This is a genomic window from Roseburia sp. AF42-8 (genome assembly GCF_003435965.1).
GTDB classification, from domain to species: domain Bacteria; phylum Bacillota; class Clostridia; order Lachnospirales; family Lachnospiraceae; genus Roseburia_C; species Roseburia_C amylophila.
This window is the reverse complement of record NZ_QTVB01000154.1, coordinates 1-561: the sequence shown is the minus strand read 5'-3', so window position 1 is coordinate 561 and position 561 is coordinate 1. Positions and strand designations below refer to the sequence as shown.

2 tRNA genes and 2 rRNA genes are annotated in these 561 nt (G+C 45.8%); all 4 read left to right on the top strand.

The features are described 5' to 3' along the window. Positions 1 to 59 (top strand): 16S ribosomal RNA (locus DW059_RS15790); the annotation flags it as partial. Between the two features lie 58 nt (positions 60 to 117). Beyond that, a 5S ribosomal RNA gene (rrf, locus tag DW059_RS15785) occupies positions 118 to 235 on the top strand. Positions 236 to 242: 7 nt separating this feature from the next. After that, positions 243 to 315: transfer RNA gene (locus DW059_RS15780), tRNA-Ile, on the top strand. A gap of 43 nt (positions 316 to 358) precedes the next feature. After that, positions 359 to 431 (top strand) — tRNA-Ala (locus DW059_RS15775). Positions 432 to 561: the final 130 nt, after the last annotated feature.

Sequence of the window (561 nt, the reverse complement as noted above, 5' to 3'; positions counted from 1 at the left end):
CTGGGGTGAAGTCGTAACAAGGTAGCCGTATCGGAAGGTGCGGCTGGATCACCTCCTTTCTAAGGAAATCGAGTAAAGATTATTTCGCTGTTGAGTTATCAAAGATAACTGAATAACACTGGTGGCGATGCGCTTAGGGGAAACACCCGTCCACATCCCGAACACGATGGTTAAGACCTAAGCGGCCGATGGTACTACGCTGGAGACGGCATGGGAGAGTAGGTGGCTGCCAGATTAAATGAGGCTTATAGCTCAGCTGGTTAGAGCGCACGCCTGATAAGCGTGAGGTCGGTGGTTCGAGTCCACTTAAGCCCATTGATTCGAAAGAGTCTATAATTAAATAGGAATCATCCTATATGGGGGTGTAGCTCAGTTGGGAGAGCACCTGCCTTGCAAGCAGGGGGTCAAGAGTTCGAATCTCTCCATCTCCATTCGGATACGAAAGTATCCATAACGTACCTTGAAAACTTCATACAGAATTGATGATAAGACTATCATTTTAGAAATGATAGACCTAAGATATCAAGACATCCGAGAAACAAACCGATTCAAAAGAATCAA